This is a genomic window from Collinsella aerofaciens (assembly GCF_040920445.1).
Classification (GTDB): Bacteria; Actinomycetota; Coriobacteriia; order Coriobacteriales; family Coriobacteriaceae; genus Collinsella; species Collinsella aerofaciens_BH.
This window is the reverse complement of sequence record NZ_JBCOTQ010000097.1, coordinates 1-2234: the sequence shown is the minus strand read 5'-3', so window position 1 is coordinate 2234 and position 2234 is coordinate 1. Positions and strand designations below refer to the sequence as shown.

The following is a 2234-nucleotide window of genomic DNA, read 5'->3' as shown; positions in this document are numbered from 1 at the left end:
ATTTGTTTTACGAACAGTCTCGTGGGAACTGCGCTTGCAATGGAGATATACCGATATCTTTGTATAGGATCGAGTCCTATACATCAACATACATGCTTCTGCTCCTTCATGAACTTTAAGGGTTTGATGTACAAGAGGGTTGGCAGCGAGAATGATACGAATTCTGTAAAAATCCCTGTGAAGCATTGGCTTGACAATGTCTGACGGCACTGTCGGACATCTACGCGTGGGACAAGCGAGTAACGCGAGCGATTGTAGGCAACTAGCAGCCCCAGCTGCGTCTTTGACGCAGGTTCAACGTCTGACATCTTGAATGTCTGACGTTGAACGAAGCTGGCGTGCAAAATGGCCTCACAAGGCCATTTTGCACCGTCTCAGGGGCGCGATTCATGGTTTGCCGCTGCGTCCGTTATCGTAATAACAAGGCGCGCGAGTATCCTTCCCCGGTCCAAGGGCGGAGCCCTGGCAAGCGCTGAACCGCCCGGGTCGGCGGCAGATTTGTACACACATTTACGATGGGGGTACAAGTATGCGTCTCTTGCGGGATTTCTCGTTTATCGGCAGAAAATCGAGGTCAGAAGATGGATGAGTTCTTGAGTATTGAAGATCTGCGGTGGGAGTTCGGCGCGTCGCGAGCATGGATGTACAAGTATCTGGCGCCGCATATCAAGTCAATCACCGTGAAGTGCTCGACCGACGACGGCGAGCGCCTGTGCAAGCGTTATAGCCTCGATGATGCGCGGCGCGTGGTCGCCGAAAAGGCTCGAGCCGAGGTCTATTCCGTGCCCGTTAAAGCGGACCCCGGGAAAAGCAGCTATGCTCCATACCGCCGCCCGCGGCGCGTACGAATCAAGACGAGCGCGTACATCGCCGAATATATCGTCGGCTTCGGTCATCTCTGGCAGATCGACGAGATTGCAGAGGAATGCTGCGGTAAGCGCTCAAGAGAGGCGGCATATCAATTCATCTACCGTAACGCCTGGATCGCAATCGTGTTCGGTAACAAAACTTTCTATATCCCGAGGCGCACCACACCGCAATTCGTGGCGGCAGCAGTCGAGGTGTTCGGAGACGCTGCCCACACCGTCGAATACGCACGCGGTGGGCATAAAAGTGACGCCACGGAATAGCAGCACTATGTAACAAATGAATAAGTGAACGGCGTAAAAAGTGAAAAACCGAACTACGCAATATCGACAATGCGACATAACGCAATAACGACAAAGCGGAATAGCCGCACTATGTAACCATGTAATAACAGAACTATTGAACATCGGACTATTCGGCCCTGAAATCTGTCCGCAAGAGTCGTACGCTGCCGTACAAAATGCCCGGCAGCGTACCGCCGCAAGCGGCGCACGCTAGAGCTCTGCCCTAGTACCCGGCACTCGCGGCGTTAGCTCATTGTTCTGCAATTCAACAGTTACGTTTTTCAGTTTTGTCGTTATCACGTAGTTCAGCAATTACACAGTTACGTAGTGTCGCAATTGCTTTGTTCGGCTGTGTCGCAGTTCAGATATGAACAACCGCCGCAGGCGCCGGGTACTAGGGCAGAGCCTTGGCAGTACGCGGACGGCCGAAACGCAGTTTTGTACGGCAGCGTACGACACTTGCGGGCGAGCTCCGGCTATGCCATTGCTGAATTACGACAAAACGCAACAACAGAGCTGTGTAACCGCAGCATAACTGACTTACAGACGATATGAAGAACGTAATGAATGAACTAGTGAACTGCGACATAACCGAAAAAGCGAACAGTTATAAACCCAAAAAACGCATTGAAACAGGCGAGATGTTTTAAATCTCAGCCACAAATCGAGAACAGTGGCGCCCCGACGAGCCGTGGCAAAATAGTCGCAGTAGTCATAGGCATCATCGGGACTGCGCATCACGGCAACAAGCTCTCCGTTGTGCGCATCAACAACTGCATGTCGAAATCCCATCGTCTGACGCATCATCCGGTTGCGCTGCCGCTCGATCTCGATCGCATCCAGCAGGAGGTGGCCATCTGTATGGCCATGAAGGGCGAGTAGCCGTTTGCGGGGCCAAGCTGACCGCTCGCGTTGAGCGGCAGCAGCACCCGTTGGAGCGATAATTCCGCAATTTGTTTCACGAATTACCGTCGAAATGTTTCGCGCGCTGGTAGATGCAAACACTGCTTAAGGGCACACCCAAAGCACCACAAAGTGCCGCCACGCAGGTCAAGGCCGAAAAAACGACCTCACCAGATGCGT

Annotated in this window: 1 protein-coding gene; it reads left to right on the top strand. The window is 52.8% G+C overall.

The annotated features are described in order from the left end of the window. Nucleotides 1–581: 581 nt before the first annotated feature. Nucleotides 582–1130, top strand: a complete 549-nt coding sequence (locus AB5405_RS09745; protein WP_238057832.1) for a hypothetical protein — start codon at nt 582–584, stop codon at nt 1128–1130. Nucleotides 1131–2234: the final 1104 nt, after the last annotated feature.

Bases quoted from the DNA above. Each gene is read 5' to 3' on its own strand.
- AB5405_RS09745 (WP_238057832.1), top strand. From the start codon at position 582: ATGGATGAGTTCTTGAGTATTGAAGATCTGCGGTGGGAGTTCGGCGCG.